The organism is Escherichia whittamii, from assembly GCF_014836715.1.
GTDB classification, from domain to species: Bacteria; Pseudomonadota; Gammaproteobacteria; order Enterobacterales; family Enterobacteriaceae; genus Escherichia; species Escherichia whittamii.
The window spans coordinates 93,297-119,837 of record NZ_JACSQI010000004.1 but is presented as its reverse complement, the minus strand read 5'-3'; the positions used below and the strand labels follow the sequence as shown (position 1 = coordinate 119,837).

At 50.7% G+C, this 26,541-nt stretch carries 24 protein-coding genes; 13 read left to right on the top strand and 11 right to left on the bottom strand.

Annotation, left to right across the window (positions count from 1 at the left end; translation table 11 throughout):
• Positions 1 to 43 precede the first annotated feature (43 nt).
• The 3 genes from phoP (at position 44) to roxA (ending at position 3,372) form a co-directional block, all read left to right on the top strand.
• Complete coding sequence (gene phoP / locus H9644_RS08380) at positions 44 to 715, top strand: two-component system response regulator PhoP (RefSeq protein WP_191774157.1); 672 nt, start codon at positions 44 to 46, stop codon at positions 713 to 715.
• Positions 715 to 2,175: a two-component system sensor histidine kinase PhoQ gene (gene phoQ, locus H9644_RS08375; RefSeq protein ID WP_130215937.1), complete on the top strand. Its 1,461-nt coding sequence runs from the start codon at positions 715 to 717 to the stop codon at positions 2,173 to 2,175. Before phoP ends, phoQ begins: the two co-directional genes overlap by 1 nt.
• A gap of 75 nt (positions 2,176 to 2,250) precedes the next feature.
• A complete protein-coding gene (gene roxA, locus H9644_RS08370; RefSeq protein WP_064528628.1) occupies positions 2,251 to 3,372 on the top strand; it encodes a [50S ribosomal protein L16]-arginine 3-hydroxylase in 1,122 nt (373 codons plus the stop codon).
• A gap of 47 nt (positions 3,373 to 3,419) precedes the next feature.
• On the opposite strand, the gene pepT is transcribed toward roxA, so the two are convergent.
• Positions 3,420 to 4,646 carry a peptidase T gene (gene pepT / locus H9644_RS08365; RefSeq protein ID WP_191774155.1) on the bottom strand — a complete coding sequence of 409 codons (1,227 nt, stop codon included), beginning with the start codon at positions 4,644 to 4,646 and terminating at the stop codon, positions 3,420 to 3,422.
• Between the two features lie 249 nt (positions 4,647 to 4,895).
• On the opposite strand from pepT, the gene potA reads away from it, so the two are divergent.
• Genes potA through H9644_RS08335 form a run of 6 tightly spaced genes read left to right on the top strand, consistent with a single transcriptional unit; the run spans position 4,896 to position 10,008 of the window.
• Positions 4,896 to 6,032, top strand: a complete 1,137-nt coding sequence (gene potA / locus H9644_RS08360) for a spermidine/putrescine ABC transporter ATP-binding protein PotA (protein WP_064528623.1) — start codon at positions 4,896 to 4,898, stop codon at positions 6,030 to 6,032.
• Positions 6,016 to 6,873, top strand: coding sequence for a spermidine/putrescine ABC transporter permease PotB (potB, locus tag H9644_RS08355; protein WP_064528621.1), 858 nt, complete (start codon positions 6,016 to 6,018; stop codon positions 6,871 to 6,873). Before potA ends, potB begins: the two co-directional genes overlap by 17 nt.
• A complete protein-coding gene (potC, locus tag H9644_RS08350; RefSeq protein WP_000580316.1) occupies positions 6,870 to 7,664 on the top strand; it encodes a spermidine/putrescine ABC transporter permease PotC in 795 nt (264 codons plus the stop codon). Before potB ends, potC begins: the two co-directional genes overlap by 4 nt.
• Positions 7,661 to 8,707: a spermidine/putrescine ABC transporter substrate-binding protein PotD gene (gene potD / locus H9644_RS08345; RefSeq protein WP_064528619.1), complete on the top strand. Its 1,047-nt coding sequence runs from the start codon at positions 7,661 to 7,663 to the stop codon at positions 8,705 to 8,707. Before potC ends, potD begins: the two co-directional genes overlap by 4 nt.
• Before the next feature lie 57 nt (positions 8,708 to 8,764).
• Positions 8,765 to 9,226, top strand: coding sequence for a DUF3592 domain-containing protein (locus H9644_RS08340; protein WP_191774153.1), 462 nt, complete (start codon positions 8,765 to 8,767; stop codon positions 9,224 to 9,226).
• Positions 9,223 to 10,008 carry a TPM domain-containing protein gene (locus H9644_RS08335; protein WP_191774150.1) on the top strand — a complete coding sequence of 262 codons (786 nt, stop codon included), beginning with the start codon at positions 9,223 to 9,225 and terminating at the stop codon, positions 10,006 to 10,008. The genes H9644_RS08340 and H9644_RS08335 overlap by 4 nt, the downstream gene beginning before the upstream one ends.
• A 140-nt stretch (positions 10,009 to 10,148) precedes the next feature.
• On the opposite strand, the gene cobB is transcribed toward H9644_RS08335, so the two are convergent.
• Genes cobB through lolC form a run of 5 tightly spaced genes read right to left on the bottom strand, consistent with a single transcriptional unit; the run spans position 10,149 to position 15,063 of the window.
• Complete coding sequence (gene cobB / locus H9644_RS08330; protein WP_191774148.1) at positions 10,149 to 10,970, bottom strand: Sir2 family NAD+-dependent deacetylase; 822 nt, start codon at positions 10,968 to 10,970, stop codon at positions 10,149 to 10,151.
• A gap of 15 nt (positions 10,971 to 10,985) precedes the next feature.
• On the bottom strand, positions 10,986 to 11,897 hold the full coding sequence (gene nagK, locus H9644_RS08325) for an N-acetylglucosamine kinase (protein ID WP_064528611.1): 912 nt from the start codon (positions 11,895 to 11,897) through the stop codon (positions 10,986 to 10,988).
• A 28-nt stretch (positions 11,898 to 11,925) separates the two neighbouring features.
• Positions 11,926 to 13,170 (bottom strand): lipoprotein-releasing ABC transporter permease subunit LolE, encoded by a 1,245-nt coding sequence (gene lolE / locus H9644_RS08320; RefSeq protein ID WP_064528610.1) that lies wholly within the window; start codon positions 13,168 to 13,170, stop codon positions 11,926 to 11,928.
• A complete protein-coding gene (gene lolD / locus H9644_RS08315; RefSeq protein ID WP_001033692.1) occupies positions 13,170 to 13,871 on the bottom strand; it encodes a lipoprotein-releasing ABC transporter ATP-binding protein LolD in 702 nt (233 codons plus the stop codon). Before lolD ends, lolE begins: the two co-directional genes overlap by 1 nt.
• On the bottom strand, positions 13,864 to 15,063 hold the full coding sequence (lolC, locus tag H9644_RS08310; RefSeq protein WP_191774146.1) for a lipoprotein-releasing ABC transporter permease subunit LolC: 1,200 nt from the start codon (positions 15,061 to 15,063) through the stop codon (positions 13,864 to 13,866). The genes lolD and lolC overlap by 8 nt, the downstream gene beginning before the upstream one ends.
• Before the next feature lie 261 nt (positions 15,064 to 15,324).
• Between lolC and H9644_RS08305 the strand changes: the two genes are divergently transcribed.
• From H9644_RS08305 to ldtC, 3 genes are all read left to right on the top strand, one after another.
• The gene (locus H9644_RS08305; protein ID WP_191774144.1) at positions 15,325 to 16,395 is read left to right on the top strand and encodes an acyltransferase family protein; all 1,071 of its coding nucleotides are present in this window, start codon (positions 15,325 to 15,327) and stop codon (positions 16,393 to 16,395) included.
• A gap of 127 nt (positions 16,396 to 16,522) precedes the next feature.
• Positions 16,523 to 19,969 (top strand): transcription-repair coupling factor, encoded by a 3,447-nt coding sequence (mfd, locus tag H9644_RS08300; protein ID WP_191774142.1) that lies wholly within the window; start codon positions 16,523 to 16,525, stop codon positions 19,967 to 19,969.
• A gap of 262 nt (positions 19,970 to 20,231) precedes the next feature.
• The gene (ldtC, locus tag H9644_RS08295) at positions 20,232 to 21,194 is read left to right on the top strand and encodes a L,D-transpeptidase LdtC (RefSeq protein WP_191774140.1); all 963 of its coding nucleotides are present in this window, start codon (positions 20,232 to 20,234) and stop codon (positions 21,192 to 21,194) included.
• Positions 21,195 to 21,275: 81 nt separating this feature from the next.
• Here ldtC and bhsA read toward each other — a convergent pair whose 3' ends face one another.
• Positions 21,276 to 21,533: a multiple stress resistance protein BhsA gene (gene bhsA, locus H9644_RS08290; RefSeq protein ID WP_191774138.1), complete on the bottom strand. Its 258-nt coding sequence runs from the start codon at positions 21,531 to 21,533 to the stop codon at positions 21,276 to 21,278.
• A gap of 240 nt (positions 21,534 to 21,773) precedes the next feature.
• Here bhsA and comR point away from each other — a divergent pair, with 240 nt between their 5' ends.
• Positions 21,774 to 22,406, top strand: coding sequence for a TetR family copper-responsive transcriptional repressor ComR (gene comR / locus H9644_RS08285; RefSeq protein WP_191774136.1), 633 nt, complete (start codon positions 21,774 to 21,776; stop codon positions 22,404 to 22,406).
• Positions 22,407 to 22,467: 61 nt separating this feature from the next.
• On the opposite strand, the gene H9644_RS08280 is transcribed toward comR, so the two are convergent.
• The 4 genes from H9644_RS08280 to nagZ all read right to left on the bottom strand — a co-directional run bounded on the left by H9644_RS08280 (position 22,468) and on the right by nagZ (position 26,539).
• The gene (locus H9644_RS08280) at positions 22,468 to 23,007 is read right to left on the bottom strand and encodes a glycine zipper 2TM domain-containing protein (protein ID WP_064528599.1); all 540 of its coding nucleotides are present in this window, start codon (positions 23,005 to 23,007) and stop codon (positions 22,468 to 22,470) included.
• Between the two features lie 226 nt (positions 23,008 to 23,233).
• Complete coding sequence (gene ndh, locus H9644_RS08275; RefSeq protein ID WP_191774133.1) at positions 23,234 to 24,538, bottom strand: NADH-quinone dehydrogenase; 1,305 nt, start codon at positions 24,536 to 24,538, stop codon at positions 23,234 to 23,236.
• A 410-nt stretch (positions 24,539 to 24,948) separates the two neighbouring features.
• A complete protein-coding gene (gene ycfP / locus H9644_RS08270) occupies positions 24,949 to 25,491 on the bottom strand; it encodes an alpha/beta hydrolase YcfP (protein ID WP_000587933.1) in 543 nt (180 codons plus the stop codon).
• 22 nt (positions 25,492 to 25,513) lie between these two features.
• On the bottom strand, positions 25,514 to 26,539 hold the full coding sequence (nagZ, locus tag H9644_RS08265) for a beta-N-acetylhexosaminidase (RefSeq protein ID WP_064528595.1): 1,026 nt from the start codon (positions 26,537 to 26,539) through the stop codon (positions 25,514 to 25,516).
• Positions 26,540 to 26,541: the final 2 nt, after the last annotated feature.

Here is a 26,541-nt window from a genome sequence, read left to right as displayed (position 1 = left end):
TCGCGTTACACTATTTTTATAATTAAGACAGGGAGAAATAAAAATGCGCGTACTGGTTGTCGAAGACAATGCGTTGTTACGTCACCATCTTAAAGTTCAGATTCAGGACGCTGGTCATCAGGTTGATGACGCAGAAGATGCCAAAGAAGCAGATTATTATCTCAACGAACATTTACCGGATATTGCGATTGTCGATCTTGGTTTGCCTGACGAAGATGGTTTGTCGCTAATCCGTCGCTGGCGTAGTAATGATGTTTCGCTGCCAATTCTGGTTTTAACCGCCCGTGAAAGCTGGCAGGACAAAGTCGAAGTCTTAAGCGCCGGTGCTGATGATTACGTGACCAAACCGTTTCATATTGAAGAAGTGATGGCACGGATGCAGGCGTTGATGCGTCGTAATAGCGGTCTGGCTTCGCAGGTTATTTCGCTGCCACCGTTTCAGGTTGATCTCTCCCGTCGTGAATTATCCATTAATGACGAAGTAATCAAACTGACCGCATTTGAATACACCATTATGGAAACCTTGATCCGCAACAGCGGCAAAGTGGTCAGTAAAGATTCATTGATGCTACAGCTCTACCCGGATGCCGAACTGCGGGAAAGTCATACCATTGATGTTCTGATGGGCAGGCTGCGCAAAAAAATTCAGGCGCAATACCCGCACGAGGTGATTACCACCGTTCGCGGCCAGGGTTATCTTTTCGAATTGCGCTGATGAAAAAATTACTGCGTGTTTTTTTCCCGCTCTCGCTGCGGGTACGTTTTCTGTTGGCGACGGCGGCGGTAGTGCTGGTGCTTTCACTTTCCTACGGTATGGTTGCCCTGATCGGTTATAGCGTTAGTTTCGATAAAACTACGTTTCGTCTGTTACGCGGCGAGAGCAATTTATTCTATACACTGGCGAAATGGGAAAACAATAAGCTACATGTCGAACTGCCGGAAAATATCGACAAACAAAGCCCCACGATGTCTCTGATTTATGACGAGAACGGCAAACTATTGTGGGCGCAGCGTGACGTTCCCTGGCTGATGAAAATGATCCAGCCTGACTGGCTGAAATCCAATGGTTTTCACGAAATAGAGGCTGACGTGAACGATACCAGCCTGCTACTTAGTAACGATCTCTCTATTCAGCAGCAGCTGCAGGAAGTTCGGGAAGACGACGACGATGCAGAAATGACTCACTCGGTAGCCGTTAATGTCTATCCAGCGACGGCGCGGATGCCAAAACTCACCATTGTGGTGGTCGATACCATTCCTGTAGAGCTTAAAAGTTCCTATACGGTATGGAGCTGGTTTCTCTATGTACTCCTGGCCAACCTGTTGTTAGTGATCCCGTTACTGTGGGTCGCCGCCTGGTGGAGCTTACGCCCTATTGAAGCCCTGGCGCGAGAAGTCCGCGAACTGGAAGAACACCACCGCGAATTGCTCAACCCTACAACGACGAGAGAACTGACCAGCCTGGTAGGTAACCTGAACCGTCTTTTAAAAAGCGAGCGTGAGCGTTACGACAAATACCGCACTACGCTCACTGACCTGACTCACAGCCTGAAAACGCCTCTGGCGGTGCTACAAAGTACGCTACGTTCTTTGCGAAGCGAAAAGATGAACGTCAGTGAGGCGGAACCGGTGATGCTGGAACAAATTAGCCGTATCTCGCAACAAATTGGTTACTACCTGCACCGCGCCAGTATGCGTGGCGGGACATTACTTAGCCGCGAACTGCATCCCGTTGCCCCGTTGTTGGACAATCTCACATCGGCGCTGAATAAAGTTTATCAACGTAAAGGCGTCAATATTTCCCTCGATATCTCGCCAGAAATTAGCTTTGTCGGTGAGCAGAACGATTTTGTTGAGGTCATGGGCAATGTACTGGATAACGCCTGTAAGTATTGTCTCGAGTTTGTCGAAATCTCCGCCCGGCAAACTGACAAACATCTTTACATCGTGGTCGAAGATGATGGACCGGGGATACCACAAAGCAAGCGTGAGGTAATTTTCGACCGTGGTCAGCGTGTTGATACCTTACGCCCCGGGCAAGGCGTGGGGCTGGCGGTCGCTCGTGAAATTACTGAACAGTATGACGGAAGAATCATCGCCGGAGAGAGCATGCTCGGCGGTGCGCGAATGGAGGTGATTTTTGGTCGCCAACATTCCTTGCCGAAAGATGAATAAATATGTCCTTTCTTCACGCATTACAGTAGGCATCCGTTATAATCGGTTGCAGATACCCGCCTATGGACGCTTAATATGGAATACCAACTAACCCTTAATTGGCCCGATTTTCTAGAACGCCACTGGCAGAAACGTCCCGTGGTGTTAAAACGCGGCTTTAATAATTTTATTGACCCTATTTCTCCCGACGAGCTGGCGGGCCTGGCGATGGAAAGTGAAGTCGACAGTCGGCTGGTCAGTCATCAGGATGGCAAATGGCAGGTCAGTCACGGGCCATTCGAAAGCTACGACCATCTGGGCGAAACCAACTGGTCATTGCTGGTCCAGGCGGTTGATCACTGGCATGAACCGGCTGCCGCGCTGATGCGTCCGTTCCGTGAATTACCGGACTGGCGCATTGACGACCTGATGATCTCGTTTTCCGTGCCTGGCGGCGGCGTCGGTCCACATCTTGATCAGTACGATGTGTTTATTATTCAGGGTACGGGTCGCCGTCGCTGGCGGGTAGGTGAAAAACTGCACATGAGGCAGCACTGCCCTCACCCGGACCTGTTACAGGTTGATCCGTTTGAAGCGATTATTGATGAAGAGCTGGAGCCTGGCGATATTCTTTATATTCCGCCAGGATTCCCGCACGAAGGCTACGCGCTGGAAAATGCGATGAACTATTCCGTTGGTTTTCGTGCACCGAATACGCGGGAACTGATCAGCGGATTTGCCGATTACGTGCTACAACGTGAGCTGGGCGGTAATTACTACAGCGATCCAGATGTTCCTCCTCGCGATCATCCGGCAGACGTTCTGCCACAGGAGATGGATAAACTGCGTGAGATGATGCTTGACTTGATCAACCAGCCAGAACACTTTAAGCAGTGGTTTGGCGAGTTCATTTCGCAGTCACGTCATGAACTGGATATCGCTCCGCCAGAGCCACCGTATCAACCGGATGAAATCTACGACGCACTGAAACAAGGTGATGTACTGGTGCGTCTTGGTGGTCTGCGCGTGTTGCGCATTGGCGACGATGTTTATGCTAACGGTGAGAAGATTGATTCCCCGCATCGTCCGGCGCTGGATGCACTCGCCAGCAATATTGTGCTGACCGCCGAGAATTTTGGCGACGCACTGGAAGATCCGTCATTCCTCGCGATGCTCGCGGCGCTGGTCAATAGCGGATATTGGTTCTTCGAAGGGTAAATTTGAATGAAGCCGGATGCGGCATCACATGCCGCATCCAATTTTGCTTACTTCCGTTTCGCCGTTAACTCGGCAATACGCACAATCACTTGCACCGCTTTTTCCATTCCCTCCAGAGTTACAAACTCATGCTTGCCATGATAGTTATAACCGCCGGTAAACAGGTTCGGACACGGTAATCCCATAAACGACAACTGCGCGCCGTCAGTACCACCACGGATCGGTTTCAGGTCTGGTTCAATATCGCAATCGCGCATCGCTTGCTGGGCGATATCAAGAATATGCGGATGCTCAACGACTTTCTCGCGCATATTGTAGTAACTGTCCTCAATCACCAGTTCAATGTAACAATCGGGATGTAACCCTTTGCCCACTTTCTTGGCAATTTCCATCATTTTACGTTTACGCGCTTCAAACTGTTTACGGTCGAAATCACGAATGATGTAGTGCATATCGGCGCGCTCAACGCTGCCTTTCATGCTTGTCAGGTGATAGAAACCTTCATAACCTTCCGTAGTTTCCGGGCTTTCATCCGCCGGTACTTCCGCATGAATGCGTGCCGCCAGCGATAGCGCATTCACCATCACACCTTTTGCCGTACCAGGGTGAACATTGTTGCCGACGATTTTGATATTCACCGAAGCAGCGTTGAAGTTTTCAAACTCCAGTTCACCTACGCCACCACCATCAACGGTGTAAGCCCAGCGGGCATCAAAGGCTTCAACATCAAAATGTTTTGCTCCTTTGCCCACTTCTTCATCTGGCGTAAAGGCAACACGAATATCGCCATGCGGAATATTTTTCTGCTGCAATACCGCCAGCGCGGTCATAATTTCTGCAATACCTGCTTTATCGTCAGCACCCAACAATGTTTTACCGTCAGTGGTGATAAGCGTCTGTCCCAGCAGTTGATGCAGTACCGGGAACATAACCGGTGACAAGACTTCGTCGCCGACGCCCAACGCAATGTCGCCGCCACGATAGTTTTCAACAATCTGCGGGTTCACATTTTTACCGCTGCAATCCGGTGAGGTATCAACATGAGAAATAAAGCCAATCGCCGGAATATCGCCAGGAACGTTAGCCGGTAGCGTCGCCATCAACGTTCCTTTCTCACTTAAGGTCACATTGATAAGCCCCATCTCTTCCAGCTGATCTTTCAGCAGATGCAATAATTTCCACTGGCCTTCCGTGCTGGGAACTTGTCTCACACCCGCTTTTGATTGGGTATCAAGAGACACGTAGTTCAAAAAACGCTCAAGTAGTTTATCCATGTAGTCACCCTCACTTTTCGTGACAACATTATTAAGAAGCAAGAAAAGACAAATATTGCGTCAGGTCACTTTTACCCCTGCAAGCGGGAATATTTATCAACACTACCTTAATGAATATAAAGCTAAGCCAGTAATTCACAACAAGGATTGGCGATTCAAGCGGTTTGCCGTAGAATTACGGCCCTCTTTAAGAGTCACCAAGGTGGTTAACCACAAACCCCGCTTCGGTAAGCCATCCGTTGCGTTTACATGGGACAGAGTAAAAAATTGAATAAACAACCGAGTTCGCTTTCACCGCTGGTGCAATTGGCGGGAATTCGCAAATGCTTTGATGGTAAAGAAGTCATCCCTCAGCTGGATCTGACTATCAACAATGGCGAGTTCCTCACGCTGCTTGGCCCTTCTGGCTGCGGTAAAACAACCGTTCTTCGCCTGATTGCGGGTCTGGAAACTGTTGATTCTGGACGCATCATGCTGGATAACGAGGACATCACCCACGTTCCGGCGGAAAACCGCTATGTGAACACCGTTTTCCAAAGCTACGCGCTATTCCCCCACATGACCGTATTCGAAAATGTGGCCTTTGGTCTGCGTATGCAAAAAACCCCTGCTGCTGAAATTACGCCTCGCGTTATGGAAGCTTTGCGGATGGTGCAACTGGAAAGCTTCGCTCAACGCAAACCGCATCAACTCTCAGGCGGTCAACAGCAACGCGTCGCCATTGCCCGCGCGGTGGTTAACAAGCCTCGCCTGCTGCTGCTTGATGAGTCGCTCTCGGCGCTGGATTACAAACTGCGCAAACAGATGCAGAACGAGTTGAAAGCATTACAGCGTAAGCTTGGTATTACCTTCGTCTTTGTCACTCACGATCAGGAAGAAGCACTCACCATGTCAGACAGGATTGTGGTGATGCGCGATGGTCGTATTGAGCAGGATGGTACACCGCGCGAAATTTACGAAGAGCCGAAGAATTTGTTTGTTGCCGGATTCATTGGCGAAATCAATATGTTCAACGCCACGGTGATCGAGCGACTTGACGAACAGCGCGTACGGGCTAACGTTGAAGGTCGCGAATGTAATATCTACGTTAACTTCGCCGTTGAACCAGGGCAAAAGCTGCATGTTCTGCTGCGTCCGGAAGACTTACGCGTTGACGAAATTAACGATGACAACCACGTCGAAGGGCTGATTGGTTACGTTCGCGAGCGTAACTATAAAGGCATGACGCTGGAGTCAGTGGTTGAACTGGAAAATGGCAAGATGGTGATGGTCAGCGAATTCTTCAACGAAGACGATCCTGACTTTGACCACTCCCTCGACCAGAAAATGGCCATTAACTGGGTAGAAAGCTGGGAGGTCGTACTGGCTGATGAAGAACACAAGTAAGTTCCAGAATGTAGTGATTGTCACTATTGTCGGTTGGCTTGTGTTGTTTGTCTTTCTGCCCAACCTGATGATTATTGGTACCAGCTTTTTGACCCGCGACGACGCCAGTTTCGTCAAAATGGTCTTTACGCTGGAAAACTACACACGTCTACTCGATCCGCTCTATTTTGAAGTGCTATTGCACTCACTGAATATGGCGCTGATCGCTACCCTCGCCTGCCTGGTTCTTGGCTATCCATTTGCCTGGTTTCTGGCGAAGCTGCCGCACAAGGTGCGTCCACTGCTGTTGTTTCTGCTGATTGTTCCGTTCTGGACCAACTCACTGATTCGCATCTACGGGCTGAAAATTTTCCTCAGCACCAAAGGCTATCTCAACGAGTTTTTGCTCTGGCTGGGCGTTATCGACACCCCCATTCGCATCATGTTCACTCCCAGCGCGGTGATTATCGGTCTGGTTTACATTCTGCTGCCGTTTATGGTGATGCCGCTGTACTCCAGTATCGAAAAACTGGATAAGCCGTTGCTGGAGGCAGCACGCGATCTCGGTGCCAGCAAGTTGCAGACCTTTATCCGCATCATTATCCCACTGACGATGCCGGGAATTATTGCCGGATGCTTGCTGGTGATGCTGCCGGCAATGGGCCTGTTCTACGTGTCTGACCTGATGGGCGGTGCGAAAAACCTGCTGATCGGAAACGTCATTAAGGTGCAGTTCCTCAATATTCGTGACTGGCCGTTTGGTGCAGCTACCAGCATTACGCTGACTATCGTAATGGGCCTGATGTTGCTGGTTTACTGGCGCGCTTCTCGTTTGCTGAATAAGAAGGTGGAACTCGAATGATCGGTCGACTGCTTCGCGGCGGTTTTATGACCGCTATCTACGCGTACCTGTATATTCCAATCATTATTTTGATTGTGAACTCCTTTAACAGCTCGCGCTTTGGCATCAACTGGCAGGGTTTTACCACCAAATGGTATAGCCTGCTGATGAACAACGACAGCCTGTTACAGGCTGCGCAGCATTCACTGACGATGGCGGTGTTTTCGGCGACGTTTGCTACGCTTATCGGTTCACTGACGGCAGTTGCGCTGTACCGCTATCGCTTTCGCGGTAAACCGTTCGTTAGTGGAATGCTGTTTGTGGTGATGATGTCGCCAGATATCGTGATGGCGATTTCCCTGCTGGTGCTGTTTATGCTGTTGGGCATTCAGCTTGGCTTCTGGTCACTGCTGTTCTCGCACATCACCTTCTGCCTGCCATTTGTGGTGGTGACGGTGTATTCGCGCCTGAAAGGTTTTGATGTGCGGATGCTGGAAGCGGCGAAAGATCTCGGTGCCAGTGAATTTACCATTCTGCGAAAAATCATCCTGCCACTGGCAATGCCAGCGGTGGCGGCAGGCTGGGTGTTAAGCTTTACCCTGTCGATGGACGATGTAGTGGTTTCGTCGTTTGTCACCGGACCAAGCTATGAAATTCTGCCGTTAAAAATTTATTCGATGGTCAAAGTCGGCGTATCGCCGGAAGTTAACGCGCTGGCAACCATATTACTGGTGCTGTCGCTGGTGATGGTTATTGCCAGCCAGCTTATTGCTCGTGATAAAACGAAAGGTAACACAGGGGACGTTAAATGAAAAAATGGTCACGCCACCTGCTCGCGGCGGGTGCTCTGGCACTGGGCATGAGCGCCGCTCACGCTGATGACAACAACACGCTGTATTTCTACAACTGGACCGAGTACGTGCCGCCAGGACTGCTCGAACAATTCACCAAAGAAACCGGTATTAAGGTTATCTACTCGACTTACGAGTCGAACGAAACCATGTACGCCAAGCTGAAAACGTACAAAGACGGTGCCTATGACCTGGTGGTTCCTTCGACCTATTACGTCGATAAAATGCGTAAAGAAGGGATGATCCAGAAGATCGACAAGTCGAAGTTAAGCAACTTCAGCAACCTCGATCCAGAAATGCTCAACAAGCCGTTTGACCCGAATAACGACTACTCCATTCCGTATATCTGGGGTGCGACGGCGATTGGCGTTAACGGTGATGCGGTGGACCCGAAATCGGTTACCAGCTGGGCCGATCTGTGGAAGCCTGAGTACAAAGGCAGCCTGCTGCTGACCGATGATGCCCGTGAAGTGTTCCAGATGGCACTGCGTAAACTGGGCTACTCCGGTAACACCACCGACCCGAAAGAGATTGAAGCCGCATATAACGAGCTGAAAAAACTGATGCCAAACGTGGCAGCGTTTAACTCCGATAACCCGGCAAACCCGTACATGGAAGGCGAAGTTAACCTCGGCATGATCTGGAACGGTTCTGCTTTCGTTGCTCGCCAGTCGGGTACGCCAATTGACGTGGTGTGGCCGAAAGAAGGCGGCATTTTCTGGATGGACAGCCTGGCGATTCCGGCAAATGCCAAAAACAAAGAAGGCGCGCTGAAACTGATCAACTTCCTGCTGCGCCCGGATGTGGCAAAACAGGTTGCCGAAACTATCGGTTATCCAACGCCAAACCTCGCCGCGCGCAAACTGTTAAGCCCGGAAATAGCGAACGACAAGACGCTCTACCCGGATGCTGAAACCATTAAAAATGGCGAATGGCAGAGTGACGTTGGCCCAGCCAGCAGCATTTATGAAGAGTATTATCAGAAGCTGAAAGCAGGACGTTAATTCAGCAAACGGGCGGTGGTATCACCGCCCGTTTTTTATTTAGCAAGGATGTGACTAATGAGTCAGGACAGTAAAGTTTTCTTTCGTATATTCCTCGGTATCGGTCTGGTACTGATCCTCATTTCTGTTGTGATCTTTTATAACCAGTTCACCTATAGCAAAGACGCGATTCATACCGAAGGCGTCATTGTTGATACCGTCTGGCACTCCAGTCATTCTCATCGCACGGGTAAAAATGGTTCGTGGTATCCCGTCGTTGCCTTTCGCCCGACGCCAGATTACACGCTAATTTTCAATTCGAGTATCGGCAGCGATTTTTATGAAGACAGCGAAGGCGATAAAGTTAATGTTTATTATTCTCCAGGACATCCTGAAAAGGCTGAGATAAATAACCCGTGGGTTAATTTCTTTAAATGGGGGTTTATCGGCATTATGGGCGTTATTTTTATCACCGTCGGTTTATTAATCAGTATGCCCTCCTCTAAAAAGACACACAGGAAACGGAAGTCCCGCCCATGAAAAAATTCATTATACTGCTCAGTTTACTGATACTCCTGCCTCTGACAGCAACCAGTAAGCCATTGATTCCAATAATGAAGACACTTTTTACGGATGTTACAGGTACTGTACCGGATGCTGAAGAGATCGCGCATAAAGCCGAGCTTTTTCGTCAACAAACCGGGATTGCGCCGTTTATCGTGGTTGTACCTGGCGTTAATGAAGCAAGCTTCAGGCAAAATGGCAAAGCGATGCTGGCGCATGCGTCATCTTCATTGAGTGATGTAAAAGGAAGTGTTCTGTTACTTTTTACTACCCGCGAGCCACGGTTAATTATGATAACCAACGGCCAGGTTGAAAGCAGCATGGACGATAAACATCTCGGCCTTCTGGTAGAAAATCACACTCTGGCTTATTTACATGCAGATCTCTGGTATCAGGGAATCAATAATGCACTGGATATTTTACAAGCACAGATATTAAAACAACCGACGCCGCCACTGACATATTATCCGCATCCCGGACAACAGCAGGAGAATGATCCTCCCGGTAGTACCACGACATTAGGCCTTTTTGCCTGGGCGGTTGCATTCATCGTCTTTACTGCATTTTTTAACTACACAACGCGCCTTAATTATGCATTAAAGTTTGCAGTGGCGATGACTGTTGCCAATATGGGTTATCAGGCTTTATGTTTGTATATCGATGACAGCTTTGCGATTACCAGAATATCGCCACTCTGGGCAGGGCTAATTGGTGTCTGTACATTTATTGCCGCGTTGTTATGGACGAGTAAACGGTAAAAGAGGCAGGTAAAGTGCGCGTGTATTATGCCGGATGCGGCGTGAACGCCTTATCAGGCCTACAACATCGTGCAAATTCAATAAATTGCGCTTCTCTCGTAGGCCTGATAAGCGTAGCGCATCAGGCAATTACTCCTGCTTTATAATCCCTTCAGCAACTTTTCAACAAACTCAGGCACCACCTGGCTTGCCGGGCCGTAATATTTCTCGGCAAATTCATTACCGACCTGACTCGGTTCGAGATTGAGTTCAACCGTATGCGCGCCATGCAGCTTCGCTTCGTGGACAAACCCAGCAGCCGGATAAACATGCCCGGATGTGCCAATAGCAATGAAAATATCGGCCATCGACAACGCCGTATAAATTTCATCCATGCCGAGTGGCATTTCGCCAAACCACACTACGTGTGGGCGCAGCGGAGCCGGGAACTGGCAGCAATGACATTTGTCTGCTGGCGTGACGTCTCCGGTCCAGTCGAGAACCTGACCACTTTGCGAACAACGTACTTTCAGCAGTTCCCCATGCATATGAATCACATTGGTATTACCTGCGCGTTCATGCAGATTATCGATATTCTGCGTCACCAGCAAAAAGCGATCGCCGAGGGCGTCTTGCAGTTTAGCCAGCGCAAGATGCGCGGCGTTAGGCTGAATTTCTGGCTGCTGTAGCTGACGGCGACGGGCGTTATAAAACGCTTGCACCAGTTCAGGATCGCGATCAAAACCTTCCGGTGTAGCCACATCTTCAACCCGATGTTCTTCCCACAGGCCATCTGCAGCACGAAAGGTACGAATCCCTGATTCCGCAGAAATCCCTGCCCCTGTCAGCACGAGTACTCTTGGTTTTTCCATTGCTTCCGACACCACTTTATCTCTGAAAAAAATACGCTGACGTAAACGCTCACGCAGGCGGCGTTTATTTTTACGAAAACGACTTAACCGATGACCCCGACGCGACAGCATAGCAACCTCTGTAGTTTAATCGGTGAGATGTAGGAAGGCAGCTCCACGCATTCCGCCTGCATCACCGTGGCGCGCGCGTTCAATGCGCGGAACACGAGCTACAGGTAAGAGATGACGAGGCAGTCTTTCCGCCAGTTGCGTTGTTATTGCCGGGAAATTCGATAAGCCACCGCCAATAACCACCAGATCGGGATCAACAATGGTCAGGATATTTCCCAGACAAACCGCTAATAAATCCAGGTAACGCTCAACGTGCGCCCTTGCCTGCTCATCACCTTGATCATAACGGGCGATGATTTCGGGGGCCTGCAACGGTTGATGATAATAGTGTTGATACAACCACGCAAAACCGCGACCAGACAGATAATTTTCAATGCAGCCATGCTGGCCGCAACCACAGCGGCGTAACGGGAAATCCAGCCCCATCATGGTTAACGCATCGACGGGAAGGCGCATATGCCCAAATTCACCAGTAATATAGCTTTTACCCGTTACCGCCTTACCGTTGAATACCAGTCCACCGCCAACGCCAGTCCCCAGGATCAGTCCCATCACCAACGGATATTGGGTAAATTCATCGTCCCAGGCTTCAGAAAGGGCAAAGCAGTTGGCGTCGTTATTAAGACGCACATCACGTTCAAGGCGTGCGCTCAGATCGGCGCGTAGCGGTTTACCGCTGGCGGCGGGGACATTGGCGGCATACAGCGTGCCATCTTCTGTTTCCGGCATTCCCGGAATACCGATGCCGACAGAACCTTTACAGCCAAAACGCTGATCGGCTTCGGCCACCAGCTCACACACAGCATCTAAAAATGCGTCATAGCTGTCACGCGGTGTCGGCACCCGCTTTTCCCACTGCAAATGCCGACCGCTATCAAACACACCTAGCGCAATTTTTGTTCCACCAATATCAAACCCGTAATACATTGCCGCTCCTTGTTTTAATGTACTGCCTTTACTGGCCGCTAAGGACTCGCGCAGGGTCAATATTGCTGGCGCGCCGCGCCGGATACCAACTTGCCAAAAGACTCAGCAATAATGCTGTGACCAGTACGTAGAAGACATCCAGCCAGTGCAATTCCGATGGCAGGAAGTCAATAAAATAGATATCGCTGGAGAGGAACTGATGACCGATCTGCTCCTCAATCCACTCAATAATCGGGGTAAGTTGCAGTGAAACCACTACGCCGATAATCACGCCACACAGACTGCCAAACAGCCCTGCCAGTAATCCATACCAGACAAAGATGGCGCGAATTAAACCGTCTTTGGCGCCCAGCGTTCTTAATACTGCAATATCACCACTCTTGTCTTTTACTGCCATCACTAAGGTGGAGACGATATTGAAACAGGCCACGCCAATCACCAGTACCATCGCCAGATACATAATGGCGCGGATCATCTGGATATCGCGATACATATAGCCGTAAGTACCTATCCAGCTTTTAATATAAACGTAGCTGTTGGTTACTTCACCCGCGTCGCGCACCAGCTTGTTGGCGTTAAAAACATCCGTCATTTTAAGGGCAATACCTGACACACTGGAACCCATATCAAGATATTGTTGGGCATCCGCCAGCGGGATCATGGCAAAACTGTGATCGAGTTGGCCACTCAACTGCAAAATACCCGCAACGTGCAAACGCACGCGTTTCGGCTGCATCAGTTTATGCTCGGGATTCGAATTCGGGATCATAATTGACACCCAATCCCCCTGCTTCACTTTCAGCGCATCCGCCACCCCTTTACCAATGATAATCTGCTGTTCGCCCGCTTTGAAATTGTTCCAGGCATCGCCCTGGACAAACGAGGGCAGCGCGCTCAGACGCTGTTCCTGTTGCGGATCAACGCCTTTAACCTGCAGCGCGCGCAGATTCGCACCGCTCTCCACCAGTCCGGTGAAGTTGATATACGGCGCAGCGGCGGCAATACCCGGCACTTTTTGCACTTTATCCAGTGCTTCCTGCCAGTTAGTCCACGGCTGACTCACCGCTTCAATTTCACCGTGCGGTACTACCGCCAGAATGCGGTTATTCAATTCGCGTTCAAAGCCATTCATTGCGCTTAAGCCGACGATCAATACCGCTACGCCAAGTGCAATACCCACGGTAGAAATGACGGAGATCAGAGACACCATGCCTCCACGTCGCCGTCCGCGACTAAAACGCAGGCCAATTAATAACGATAAAGGCATCGCCATTACTCCGCCCCCATCAGGCTCAGTTCCGCCGTCAGACGACCATCACGCATCTCCAGCTGGCGACTCATACGTTTCGCCAGTTGCAGGTCGTGAGTAACCACCAGGAAAGCGGTACCCTGCAAGCGATTCAACTCACCAAGCAACTGGAAGATGCTGTCTGCGTTACGCGCGTCAAGGTTACCGGTAGGCTCATCCGCCAGTACCAGCCGCGGGTTATTGACCAGCGCACGGGCAATCGCCACACGCTGGCGTTCACCGCCGGAAAGCTCTGACGGGCGGTGATTCGCGCGATGCTCCAGCCCCACCGCTTTTAGCATATCCAGCGCGCGGCTGTTGATTTCAGCGGGCTTTTTCTTGCCAATCAGCAGCGGCATAGCCACGTTTTCCAGGGCGGTAAAATCCGGCAGCAGGTGGTGAAACTGATAAATAAAGCCCAGCTTCTGGTTACGCAACTCCGCTTTCGCCGCCGAAGACAGTTTGCTCATTGGCTGACCATTAAAAATCACATCGCCGGAGGTTGGCGTATCCAGCCCGCCCAGCAGGTGCAGCAAGGTACTTTTACCAGAACCAGAGCTACCGACGATCGCCATCATTTCACCTTCGCCCACGCTGAAACTGACATTGTGCAGCACATCGGTTTGCACACTGCCTTCCTGATAGCGTTTGCACAGGTTGTCGCATTGCAACAGGATCTTATTCATAACGTAAAGCCTCAGCGGGTTGAGTGGCGGCAGCGCGCCATGAAGGGTAAAGCGTAGACAGCAGCGCGATAGCCATCGCCACCAGCGCAATAACAATGACCTGTAAAGGTTCGATAGCGACCGGCAGCGCCGCGCCATCAAGCAGGACGCCGATTATCGGCATCAGATTATTCAACTGGCTGGCAAGCAGTGCGCCAAGCGCCGCCCCCAGGATTGCACCGATAATCCCGGCGCTGGCCCCTTGCACCATAAAGACCATCATGATTTGACGCGGAGTCAGGCCCTGCGTCTGAAGAATTGCCACTTCGCCCTGCTTCTCCATCACCATCAACCCCAGCGAAGTAATAATATTAAATGCCGCAACAGCGACAATCAGGCTCAACAGCAAGCCCATCATATTTTTTTCCATGCGTACGGCCTGGAACAGCTCGCCTTTACGGTCACGCCAGTCCTGCCATTTGCTGCCTTCTGGCAGTTTTTGCTGGCTTAAAGAATCCACTTTCAACGGCTCATCCAGCCACAAACGCCAGCCGGTAATATTGCCTGCCGGATAACGCATCAGACGCGAGGCATCCTCAATATTCACCAGCATTTCATAGCCATCGACTTCACTGTTAGCGGCAAACGTGCCAATCACATTGAACAAGCGCTGGCTTGGAATACGCCCCATCGGTGTGAACTGGCTGGCAGATGGCACCATCACGCGGATTTGATCACCGCGATTGACGCCCAACTGTGAGGCAAGTTGTTCGCCGAGGATGACATTATATTTCCCCGGCTCGAGGTCAGTTTGTTTCACATTGACCAGATACGGCGTTAGCGGATCTTTTTTCGCCGGGTCGATACCCAGCATCACCCCGACCGCCACGCTACGGGCGCTTTGCAGTACCACATCACCGGTAGTGACAGGCGCGACGCGATTAACGCCGTCCAGTTTGACTGCCGTTTCCGGGAGTTGCTGCGGGTTAAGAGAGCCATGCTCAGAAGAGAGAATTGCCTGTGGCATCAGGCCAAGGATGTTGTTCTGCAGCTCGCGCTCAAAGCCGTTCATCACTGACAATACTGTAACCAGTGCCATCACCCCGAGGGTAATGCCGATGGTAGAAAGCCAGGAGACGAAACGACCGAAGCGATCCGCTGCACGCCCACGCATGTAACGCAGGCCAATAAATAGAGCGACAGGTTGGTACATGAAATCCGTCTGGTTGCTGTTAGCAAAGACACGAGTATATAAGCGAAAGCGGGATGGGTAAACGTCTGAACTGTAAGTGATCGTCAGGGCTAATCTGAAAAGTATTAGTAAATCAATCGGCTAAAGTGCCTCGTTTTCTCATTTCCCTTGTAACCTGATCTTTATCTGAAAAATAACCAAATACAGACAGATACGCATTACACCACGCGGCTCGCCCCGCAGGATCAACCGCATGTTAAATAAAAAGAGCGTGTTGTCCTGATGAAACAAAAAGAGCTATGGATTAACCAGATCAAAGGGTTATGTATTTGTCTGGTGGTGATTTATCACTCGGTAATTACCTTTTATCCGCATCTGACCACTTTCCAGCATCCGTTATCGGAAGTCCTGAGCAAATGCTGGATCTATTTCAATCTTTACCTTGCGCCCTTTCGTATGCCGGTCTTTTTCTTTATATCCGGCTATTTGATTCGCCGCTATATCGACAGTGTGCGGTGGGGAAATTGTCTCGATAAACGTATCTGGAGCATCTTCTGGGTACTGGCACTTTGGGGTGTGGTGCAGTGGCTGGCGCTAAGTGCGCTGAATCAGTGGCTGGCACCTGAGCGCGATTTAAGCAATGCCTCCAATGCCGCGTATGCTGATTCCACTGGCGAGTTCCTGCACGGGATGATTACCGCCAGCACCAGCCTGTGGTATCTGTACGCTTTAATTGTCTATTTCGTGGTGTGTAAAATTTTTAGCCGTCTGGCGCTGCCACTATTCGCCTTGTTTGTACTGATGAGTGTGGCTATTAATTTTGTTCCCACGCCGTGGTGGGGAATGAACAGTGTGATCCGCAATTTGCCTTACTACAGCCTTGGCGCATGGTTTGGCGCAACGTTGATGACCTGTGTTAAAGAAGTGCCGTTGCGTCGCCATCTGCTGCTGGCTTCGCTTCTGGCTGTTCTTGCAGTTACTGTCTGGTTGTTTAACGTGTCGCTACTACTGTCGCTGGTGTCGATTGTGGTGATCATGAAGCTGTTTTATCAGTACGAGCAGCGTTTTGGTATGCGTTCCACCAGCCTGCTGAATGTGATTGGTTCCAACACCATTGCTATCTACACCACGCATCGCATTCTGGTAGAAATATTCAGCTTAAGTCTGATTCCGCAAATGAATGCGGGGCGCTGGTCGCCGCAAGTGGAACTGGCGCTCCTGCTGGTTTATCCCTTTGTCAGTTTGTTGATTTGTACACTGGCTGGCTTGCTGGTACGAAAATTTTCACAACGCGCATTCAGCGACCTGTTGTTCTCCCCACCTTCTCTGCCTGCCATCAGTTACTCTCGTTAAGCCATCGCCCCTGCCGGGGCGATTCGATTTGCTAAACCATGCCGATTACGGATAATGAACAGCATTGCTTATCAGAGATATGCCCCCATATGTTGAGGCATATCCTAACGAGACTCTGACAACCGTTATGCCTGAACAATATCGTTATACGCTGCCCGTCAAAGCGGGTGAGCAGCGTTTGCTGGGCGATTTAACCGGAGCTGCCTGCGCGACGCTGGTAGCGGAAATTGCCGAACGTCACGCCGGACCGGTGGTGCTTATTGCGCCAGATATGCAAAATGCCCTGCGTTTGCATGATGAAATCAGCCAGTTCACCGACCAGATGGTGATGAATCTGGCGGACTGGGAAACCCTTCCCTACGACAGTTTTTCGCCTCATCAGGACATTATCTCCTCACGCCTTTCCACTCTTTACCAGCTACCGACGATGCAGCGTGGTGTACTGATTGTTCCGGTGAATACGCTTATGCAGCGTGTTTGCCCGCACAGTTTTCTCCACGGCCACGCGCTGGTAATGAAAAAAGGTCAGCGGTTATCTCGCGATGCCTTGCGTACGCAGCTGGACAGCGCCGGATATCGCCATGTTGACCAGGTTATGGAGCACGGCGAATACGCCACGCGCGGCGCGTTGCTGGATCTTTTCCCGATGGGCAGCGAACTGCCTTATCGTCTTGATTTCTTTGATGATGAAATCGACAGTCTGCGGGTATTTGACGTCGACAGCCAGCGCACTCTGGAGGAAGTTGAAGCCATCAACCTGCTGCCCGCGCACGAATTTCCGACCGATAAAGCAGCGATTGAACTGTTCCGCAGTCAGTGGCGCGATTCTTTCGAAGTAAAACGCGACCCGGAACATATTTATCAGCAAGTAAGTAAAGGCACATTACCTGCCGGAATCGAGTACTGGCAGCCGCTATTCTTCAGCGAACCGCTGCCGCCATTGTTCAGTTATTTCCCTGCTAATACATTGCTGGTGAATACTGGCGATCTGGAAAACAGTGCCGAACGTTTCCAGGCAGACACGCTGGCGCGTTTTGAGAATCGCGGCGTCGACCCGATGCGACCACTGCTGCCGCCACAATCGCTCTGGCTGCGGGTGGACGAGCTCTTCTCAGAGCTGAAAAACTGGCCGCGTGTACAGCTAAAAACTGAACATTTACCGACAAAAGCAGCGAATGCCAATTTAGGTTTCCAGAAACTGCCTGACCTGGCCGTTCAGGCGCAACAAAAAGTGCCGCTGGACGCGCTGCGTAAGTTCCTCGAATCCTTCGATGGTCCGGTGGTGTTCTCGGTAGAAAGTGAAGGACGGCGTGAAGCGCTGGGTGAGCTGCTCGCCAGAATCAAAATCGCCCCGCAACGCATTATGCGTCTTGATGAAGCCATCGACCGTGGGCGTTATCTGATGATTGGCGCCGCAGAGCATGGTTTTGTCGATACGGTACGTAATCTGGCGCTGATTTGCGAAAGCGATCTGCTCGGTGAACGCGTTGCCCGTCGTCGTCAGGACTCACGGCGCACCATCAACCCCGACACGCTGATCCGCAACCTCGCGGAGCTGCATATTGGTCAACCGGTGGTGCATCTGGAACACGGTGTCGGGCGCTATGCCGGAATGACAACTCTGGAAGCGGGCGGCATTACCGGCGAGTACCTGATGCTCACCTATGCCAACGACGCCAAACTGTATGTTCCGGTGTCGTCACTGCATCTGATTAGCCGTTACGCGGGTGGCGCGGAAGAAAATGCCCCGCTGCATAAACTGGGCGGCGATGCGTGGTCGCGGGCGCGGCAGAAAGCGGCGGAAAAAGTGCGTGATGTGGCGGCGGAATTGCTGGATATCTACGCTCAACGCGCCGCCAAAGAGGGCTTCGCATTTAAACACGATCGTGAGCAATATCAATTGTTCTGCGATAGCTTCCCGTTTGAAACCACACCGGATCAGGCGCAAGCCATTAATGCAGTGCTTAGTGACATGTGTCAGCCGCTGGCAATGGATCGTCTGGTGTGTGGCGATGTTGGCTTTGGTAAAACAGAAGTCGCGATGCGTGCCGCTTTCCTGGCGGTAGAGAACCACAAGCAGGTGGCGGTGTTGGTGCCCACTACCCTTCTCGCGCAACAGCATTACGATAACTTCCGCGACCGTTTCGCCAACTGGCCGGTACGCATCGAAATGATCTCCCGTTTCCGCAGCGCCAAAGAACAGACGCAAATCTTAGCGGAAGTGGCGGAAGGGAAAATCGATATTCTGATCGGCACGCACAAACTGCTGCAAAGCGACGTTAAGTTTAAAGATTTAGGTTTGCTGATTGTCGATGAAGAACACCGCTTCGGGGTGCGTCATAAAGAGCGCATTAAAGCGATGCGCGCGAACGTGGATATTCTGACGCTTACCGCTACGCCAATCCCGCGTACGCTGAATATGGCGATGAGCGGAATGCGCGATCTGTCGATTATCGCCACGCCGCCCGCCCGTCGTCTGGCGGTCAAAACGTTTGTCCGCGAGTATGACAGTCTGGTGGTAAGAGAAGCTGTCCTGCGTGAAGTTCTGCGCGGGGGTCAGGTTTATTATCTCTACAATGATGTGGAAAACATCCAGAAAGCCGCCGAACGGCTGGCGGAACTGGTGCCAGAAGCGCGGATCGCCATCGGTCACGGGCAGATGCGTGAGCGCGAACTGGAACGGGTGATGAATGATTTCCATCATCAACGTTTCAACGTGCTGGTTTGTACCACGATTATCGAAACCGGGATCGACATCCCTACCGCCAACACCATTATTATTGAACGCGCGGATCACTTCGGCCTGGCGCAGCTGCACCAGTTGCGCGGTCGCGTCGGACGTTCGCATCATCAGGCATATGCATGGTTGCTGACGCCGCATCCAAAAGCGATGACCACCGATGCGCAAAAACGTCTTGAAGCGATTGCTTCGCTGGAAGACCTTGGCGCAGGCTTTGCCCTGGCAACGCACGATCTGGAGATCCGCGGCGCGGGTGAACTACTTGGCGAAGAACAGAGCGGCTCAATGGAAACCATCGGTTTCTCGCTGTATATGGAGTTGCTGGAAAACGCCGTTGATGCGCTGAAAGCCGGACGCGAGCCGTCGCTGGAAGATCTCACCAGCCAGCAAACAGAAGTCGAGCTGCGGATGCCGTCGCTATTGCCAGATGATTTCATCCCTGACGTGAATACGCGTTTGTCGTTCTATAAACGTATTGCCAGTGCCAAAACGGAAAACGAACTGGAAGAGATCAAAGTCGAACTTATCGATCGCTTCGGTCTGCTGCCGGATCCGGCGCGTACCCTGCTGGATATTGCCCGTTTGCGCCAGCAAGCGCAGAAGCTGGGGATCAGGAAGCTGGAAGGTAATGAGAAAGGCGGCGTGATCGAATTTGCCGAGAAGAATCACGTGAATCCAGCCTGGCTGATTGGTTTGCTGCAAAAACAGCCGCAGCATTATCGCCTTGATGGTCCGACGCGCCTGAAGTTTATTCAGGATTTGAGCGATCGGAAAACACGTATCGAATGGGTCCGTCAGTTTATGCGTGAGCTGGAAGAGAACGCGATCGCTTAATGGTAAATCGGGGGCGTTTCTGCGCCCCTTTAGATATTTAACCCACGCAAAACTGCCTGATGCGCTGCGCTTATCAGGCCTACAAACTGCTAAGTCGTTCACGCCGCATTTGGCATGAAACATCGATCACTTTGTCTGGCATCTCTACCTCCCCAACATTTACAAATTCTTTGCACTTCCCTGCACTACCCGACACAGCCACCATTCATAATTCATGCTTATCTTTTTATTACAATAACCTTATATTTTTTATGGATTTTTGGTGATGATCAAAATGCGTTTTTCTCGCTGGCTAACGTTTTTTACGTTCGCCGCTGCCGTAGCGCTGGCGCTACCGGCAACTGCTAATACCTGGCCGCTGCCGCCTGCAGGCAGTCGTCTGGTTGGCGAAAACAAATTTCATGTGGTGGAAAATGATGGTGGTTCACTGGAAGCCATCGCCAAAAAATATAACGTCGGTTTTCTCGCGCTGTTACAGGCCAACCCCGGCGTTGATCCGTATGTACCACGCGCAGGTAGTGTGTTAACCATTCCGTTGCAAACTTTACTACCAGATGCGCCACGCGAAGGCATTGTGATCAACATTGCAGAGCTGCGTCTCTATTACTACCCGCCGGGCAAAAATTCGGTAACCGTGTACCCAATAGGCATTGGTCAGTTGGGGGGTGACACGCTGACACCGACAATGGTGACCACCGTTTCTGATAAACGTGCCAATCCAACCTGGACGCCTACGGCGAACATCCGCGCCCGTTATAAAGCGCAGGGAATTGAGTTGCCTGCGGTCGTTCCGGCTGGACCGGATAACCCAATGGGGCATCATGCGATTCGTCTGGCGGCCTATGGTGGCGTTTATTTATTGCACGGAACGAACGCCGATTTCGGCATTGGCATGCGGGTAAGTTCTGGCTGTATTCGTCTGCGTGATGACGATATCAAAACTCTCTTTAGCCAGGTCACCCCAGGCACCAAAGTGAATATCATCAACACGCCGATTAAAGTCTCTGCAGAACCAAACGGTGCGCGTCTGGTTGAAGTGCATCAGCCGCTGTCAGAAAAGATTGATGACGATCCGCAGTTGCTGCCAATCACGCTAAACAGTGCAATGCAGTCATTTAAAGATGCCGCGCAAACTGACGCCGATGTCATGCAGCGCGTAATGGACGTGCGTTCCGGAATGCCGGTAGATGTGCGCCGCCATCAACTGAGCCCACAAGCACTGTAAATTTCAGATAAAAAAATCCCCGCAACACAGCATGTCGCGGGGAAAAAAGCAGCAATAGCGGGCATTAATGAGGGTTAATGCTTATTTATAAATGACTGCCGTTCCGTGGAGGGTATTCGGACCGGTTACTGAAGTAATACGGAAAGATTTTGCGCCCATCTCATCCGCTTTTTGTGCTAGTTGTTCTTCCAGCGATCCCAGATTTGTCCCCGCGTTAGCACTAATAGTACCCACTTTTTGTTGGCCTTCTGGTGTTGCCTGAACTTCGACAGCAGCAAAGCTGGCAAATGACATGGAACTTAAAATCGCCGCAGCGATGAAGGTTTTTACGTTTTTCATAATAGTGGCCTTATGCAGATGAATGGCATCGCAAGCAATTACTTAACGATCGATAACTAAATGATAGATGTGATCTGGATCACATACAAGAAGTTTTTTATAACAATCATTAATTAAATTAAAAAACTTTAAATTTCAGTTAAATAGAGAGTTTTTATTTTTCTATTCTCTGGACTGGTGAACGAAGGTGATTATTTTTATAATAACCATTCATTCACAGCCACCAGGTACAATGGCATCATGGCAACAGACTCAACACATTGTGTAAAAAAAAGCCGTGGCCGCCCAAAAGTGTTCGACAGGGACGCCGCGCTTGATAAGGCCATGAAATTGTTCTGGCAGCACGGTTATGAAGCGACTTCCCTTGCAGACCTCGTCGAAGCGACCGGAGCCAAAGCGCCAACGCTCTACGCAGAATTTACCAACAAAGAGGGGTTATTCCGCGCCGTACTCGACCGTTATATCGATCGCTTTGCCGCCAGGCATGAAGCGCAGTTGTTTTGTGAAGAAAAAAGCGTGGAGTCTGCACTGGCAGACTATTTCGCTGCCATCGCCAGCTGCTTTACCAGCAAAGACACCCCAGCTGGTTGCTTTATGATAAACAACTGCACCACGCTTTCACCGAATTCTGGCGATATTGCTCATACGGTAAAATCACGCCACGCAATGCAAGAACGCACCTTGCAGCAGTTTTTAAGTCAACGCCAGGCTCGCGGGGAAATTCCCGCCCACTGTGACGTAACGCATCTTGCGGAATTTCTTAATTGTATTATTCAGGGGATGTCGATAAGCGCCCGCGAAGGCGCATCGCTGGAAAAACTGATGCAGATTGCCCGAACAACGCTGCGTTTATGGCCGGAACTGGTGAAGTAAGACGCAAAAAAAGCCCCTCAGCCTGAGCGAATGAGGGGCTAAATTGCAGAGTACAGCCTTTTTATACTTTGTTATTCAGAACCAGTTGCCCGTTGTTATCTAATGGGATTTGCGTCCCCGGATCGCTGTTCATCCGAATTTTGCCCTGCTGGTCGCCAATCTTATAGGTCACGTCATAACCGAGCATTTTTTCTGACTTGTCATACACCGTTTTACAACGCTGCTGCGTGGTAGTGTAAGTATCGCTTTCCTGGAGAGAGCCCTGGATCTGGTTACCGGCATATCCGCCGCCCAGCGCCCCCACAACAGTGGCGACATCTTTACCGCGACCACCACCAAACTGATGCCCTATCACCCCGCCAGCGACGGCCCCGAGGACCGAACCAGCAATGCGGTTTTCATCCTGCACCGGTCGGCGATGGGTCACCGTGACATTGCGGCACTCCTGACGCGGTGTTTTAACCGTTTCCTTGATTGGGGTTGCAGAAACAACCTGAGCGTATTGCGGGCCACGTTCAAACACGTTCAGACTGGCCACTGCCGCTACGCCAAGCGCAGCCGCTACACCAATCCCGATACCCGCCAACATTGATTTATTCACGGGAACACCTCCTTCTTTGCAGTTATGACAATCATGCAAGCGAAGGGGAAAAGCAGCTATCAGACAGAAGATGAAAAACGTGGGAATAGCAGGAAAAGCAGACGGATTCAGAGAAGTCTGAAAGGATGCCTGACAGGATGCTTAACACATCTTATCAGGCCTACAGCTCGTACCGCTTCTTTAGGGCGGATAAGGCGTTTACGCCATATCCGCCAGTGCACGCCGATTAATGCAGTTTCAGACGCGGACGGATAACGCGGTTGATACTGCCCACCAGCATCATTAACCCGGTTTTAAAGTAGCCATGTAGCGCAATCTGATGCATTCGGTATAGCGAGATGTACACAAAGCGCGCAATACGCCCTTCAATCATCATTGACCCACGCGTCAGGTTACCCATCAGGCTACCAACGGTGGAGAAGTTGGACAGCGATACCAGCGAACCGTGATCTTTATACTGATAATTTTTCAGCTGCTTACCGTTCATCTGCGCCAGAATATTGTTCATTGCGCAGGTCGCCATCTGGTGTGCGGCCTGAGCGCGCGGCGGTACAAAGCCCCCTTCCGGACGCGGGCATGACGCACAGTCGCCAATCGCGTAAATGTCTGGATCGCGCGTGGTTTGCAGCGTCGGTTCCACCACCAGTTGGTTGATACGGTTGGTTTCAAGACCACCAATATCTTTCAGGAAATCGGGGGCTTTTATCCCGGCAGCCCACACCATCAGATCGGCCTGAATATATTCGCCATCTTTAGTGTGCAAACCACCTTCATCGGCACTGGTAACCATAGTTTGCGTCAGCACGCGAACACCCAGTTTCGTTAACTCATTGTGAGCCGCAGCAGAGATACGCGGCGGCAACGCTGGCAAAATTCGCTCGCCCGCTTCCACCAGAGTAACGTTCAGGGCTTCGTTGGTCAGCCCTTTGTAACCGTAACTGTGCAGTTGTTTCACGGCATTGTGCAACTCAGCAGAGAGCTCTACGCCGGTCGCGCCGCCACCAACAATCGCAATATTCACCTTACCATTGGCGCCAAGGTTGGCAGAAAACTTCAGGAACAGATTCAGCATCTCCTGATGGAAACGACGCGCCTGATGCGGATTATCGAGGAAAATGCAGTTCTCTTTTACGCCCGGCGTGTTGAAATCATTAGAGGTGCTACCCAGCGCCATCACCAGTGTGTCGTAAGCAATTTTCCGCTCTGGAACTAACAATTCGCCTTTTTCGTCGCGCAGTTCTGCAATGGTGATTGTTTTCGCTTCACGATCGATATCAACCACGGAACCCAGCTGGAACTGGAAACCATGATTACGAGCATGGGCCAGATAACTCAGCGCATCGACGCCTTCATCGAGCGATCCGGTCGCCACTTCGTGCAGCAACGGTTTCCACAGGTGGCTGTGGTTACGATCGACCAACGTAATTTTGGCTTTTTTCTTGCGCCCCAGCTTATCTCCAAGCTGTGTTGCCATTTCCAGCCCACCAGCACCGCCGCCGACAATCACAATCTTTTTCAATGGCGTAGTCAACGTGACCCCCTTAAATTTATTAACCAATTGTTAACTAATAGTTATTAACATAGCTCTTAATTAACAACAGGTTACAGCAATGAAAATGTTCTTCGCTATTGAGAATAACACGAATGGTGCATTGGTCATACCAAAATTGATGTTAATCAAGTTTTGTTGCTGAAAAGATAGGCTGATTTACCTGTTGAGATCAAAAAACAGAGTTTATTGTTTATTATTTAAACGAATCCAGGGAGGAGTGATATAGGGTGAGGCGTATATGGAGGGCGTTTGGTAGGCCTGATAAGATGCGCAGCATCGCATCAGGCATTGGTGTACGGCCGTCGAATGCGGCATGGACATCTTTTCCGAACGATAGAATCCGGGTCGCATCAGGTACCCAACAAGGTTACCTGATGCGACGATGCCAATTAACCGAGGGTTTTGAATGCTTTAATGCGCTGCAAATGCGGAGAGATATTTTTGAATTTGTGCGTCTGCTCTTCGTCCCAGACAATCTCGTAATAATGATGCAACTCTTCAGATGTCCGCTGACTGTTAAGCGCTTCATCATTACGCGATAAAATCACCAGACAACGATCGCGATTCTTCTCGCGGAAGTTGGTCACACACTTGGTAGCAATATCGGCATACTCTTCCGGGCGATCAATCTTCCCTTCCATGTTCTCATAAGGGAACAAATTGGGGTTGAAGATCACCTGGCGAATATCACAGAGAAAACCAATCCGCTCTGCCCAATAACCGCCCAGACCAACGCCACAAATGAGCGGGCGCTCATCGACATTCAGTTGCAGCATTTTGTCCACTTCTTTGAGCAGATGCTGCATATCATGTTTCGGATGCCGGGTGCTGTAGCTTATTAGCCGTACATCCGGGTCAATAAACTGCAATTGTAAGACTTTCTCGTGGTTACCCGGACTGTTAGAGTCAAAACCGTGCAAATAGATAATCATCGCTTCCTCACATAAGCCAGGGTTAGTGACCTGCCTTCTCTTCCTGCCAGCGTTCATGTAACTGATTCAGACGGGCGCTGATCTCTTTCCAGCGAGCCGAGTCCATCAGTTCCTGTCGCGAAAATGAACCTTTATGATACAAACGTGTAACACGTTCTGCCTTGATCGGTGACAGATTATCTAACACGCTGACGGCTCCTTTACGATTATTGCAGACCAGGATCATATCGCAACCTGCATCCAGTGATGCCTGTCCACGCTCGGCATAACTGCCCATAATCGCTGCGCCTTCCATCGATAAATCGTCAGAGAAAATCACGCCGTCAAACCCCAGCTCCTGACGTAAAACAGTTTTCAGCCAGTGGGGAGAACCGCTCGCCGGACGCGGATCAACATCGCTGTAAATCACATGCGCAGGCATAATGGCGTCGAGTTTATTTTCACGAATTAACGTGCTGAAAACCGACATATCTTTAGCGCGAATCTCCGATTGCGGGCGTGGGTCGCACGGCGTCTCTTTGTGTGAGTCTGCCGTTACTGCACCGTGGCCAGGAAAGTGTTTACCGGTGGTTTTCATTCCGGCTTCATGCATACCATCAATAAACCGGCTGGCGATTGCGAGGGCTTTTTCTGGGTCGGCATGATAAGAACGCTCACCAATCGCCGCGCTGATATGCCCTACGTCCAGCACTGGCGCAAAGCTGATATCAATATCCATAGCGATCATTTCGCTGGCCATCAGCCAACCTGCCTCTTGCGCCAGTTTGCCCCCCTCTTCCATTCCCAACAGCGCGGCAAAAGATTGTGCCGCCGGTAAGCGGGTAAAATCGTCACGAAAACGCTGCACACGTCCACCTTCCTGATCCACCGCCACCACCAGGTGATTGCGTGAAGCTGCGCGGATCTGGCGTACCAGTTCGCGCAACTGTGCCGGATCATGATAGTTACGTGTAAAGAGAATCAGTCCTCCCACCAGCGGATGCGCAAGTATTTCGCGCTCTTCCGCGTCCAGTTCGTAACCTTCGACATCCAACATTACTGGACCCACAC

Coding starts and splice junctions, on each gene's coding strand:
- phoP (WP_191774157.1), top strand. CDS start 44: ATGCGCGTACTGGTTGTCGAAGACAATGCGTTGTTACGTCACCATCTT.
- phoQ (WP_130215937.1), top strand. CDS start 715: ATGAAAAAATTACTGCGTGTTTTTTTCCCGCTCTCGCTGCGGGTACGT.
- roxA (WP_064528628.1), top strand. CDS start 2,251: ATGGAATACCAACTAACCCTTAATTGGCCCGATTTTCTAGAACGCCAC.
- pepT (WP_191774155.1), bottom strand. CDS start 4,646: ATGGATAAACTACTTGAGCGTTTTTTGAACTACGTGTCTCTTGATACC.
- potA (WP_064528623.1), top strand. CDS start 4,896: ATGGGACAGAGTAAAAAATTGAATAAACAACCGAGTTCGCTTTCACCG.
- potB (WP_064528621.1), top strand. CDS start 6,016: ATGAAGAACACAAGTAAGTTCCAGAATGTAGTGATTGTCACTATTGTC.
- potC (WP_000580316.1), top strand. CDS start 6,870: ATGATCGGTCGACTGCTTCGCGGCGGTTTTATGACCGCTATCTACGCG.
- potD (WP_064528619.1), top strand. CDS start 7,661: ATGAAAAAATGGTCACGCCACCTGCTCGCGGCGGGTGCTCTGGCACTG.
- H9644_RS08340 (WP_191774153.1), top strand. CDS start 8,765: ATGAGTCAGGACAGTAAAGTTTTCTTTCGTATATTCCTCGGTATCGGT.
- H9644_RS08335 (WP_191774150.1), top strand. CDS start 9,223: ATGAAAAAATTCATTATACTGCTCAGTTTACTGATACTCCTGCCTCTG.
- cobB (WP_191774148.1), bottom strand. CDS start 10,970: ATGCTGTCGCGTCGGGGTCATCGGTTAAGTCGTTTTCGTAAAAATAAA.
- nagK (WP_064528611.1), bottom strand. CDS start 11,897: ATGTATTACGGGTTTGATATTGGTGGAACAAAAATTGCGCTAGGTGTG.
- lolE (WP_064528610.1), bottom strand. CDS start 13,170: ATGGCGATGCCTTTATCGTTATTAATTGGCCTGCGTTTTAGTCGCGGA.
- lolD (WP_001033692.1), bottom strand. CDS start 13,871: ATGAATAAGATCCTGTTGCAATGCGACAACCTGTGCAAACGCTATCAG.
- lolC (WP_191774146.1), bottom strand. CDS start 15,063: ATGTACCAACCTGTCGCTCTATTTATTGGCCTGCGTTACATGCGTGGG.
- H9644_RS08305 (WP_191774144.1), top strand. CDS start 15,325: ATGAAACAAAAAGAGCTATGGATTAACCAGATCAAAGGGTTATGTATT.
- mfd (WP_191774142.1), top strand. CDS start 16,523: ATGCCTGAACAATATCGTTATACGCTGCCCGTCAAAGCGGGTGAGCAG.
- bhsA (WP_191774138.1), bottom strand. CDS start 21,533: ATGAAAAACGTAAAAACCTTCATCGCTGCGGCGATTTTAAGTTCCATG.
- comR (WP_191774136.1), top strand. CDS start 21,774: ATGGCAACAGACTCAACACATTGTGTAAAAAAAAGCCGTGGCCGCCCA.
- ycfP (WP_000587933.1), bottom strand. CDS start 25,491: ATGATTATCTATTTGCACGGTTTTGACTCTAACAGTCCGGGTAACCAC.